Annotated in this window: 1 protein-coding gene; it reads left to right on the top strand. The window is 62.1% G+C overall.

Annotated elements, in window-relative coordinates:
* On the top strand, nucleotides 1–364 hold a 364-nt coding region (locus SB689_RS22685), incomplete at both ends, for an Ig-like domain-containing protein (protein ID WP_410694330.1).

Below are 364 nucleotides of genomic sequence, written 5' to 3' on the forward strand. Positions count from 1 at the left end.
CTGTGACCATTCTCGATGCCAACGATCAACCGATTGGCACGGCCACCGCCGATGGTGCGGGCGACTATCGCGTGACCCTAGATACGCCATTGGCCAACGGCGAAGCCATCACCGCCACGGCCACCGATGCGGCGACCAACGTTTCATTAGAGTCGGTACCAGCGCTGGCGCCTGATACCACGGCACCAACGGCGCCAGTGATTGACAGCTTTGACGGCACGATCGTGGCAGGAACCGCTGAAGCGGGCAGTACCGTGACCGTTCTCGATGCCAACGATCAACCGATTGGCACGGCCACCGCCGATGGTTCGGGCGCCTATCGCGAGACCCTAGATACGCCATTGGCCAACGGCGAAGCCATCAC

It is taken from the genome of Chryseobacterium sp. SIMBA_038, assembly GCF_046535115.1.
Classification (GTDB): domain Bacteria; phylum Bacteroidota; class Bacteroidia; order Flavobacteriales; family Weeksellaceae; genus Chryseobacterium.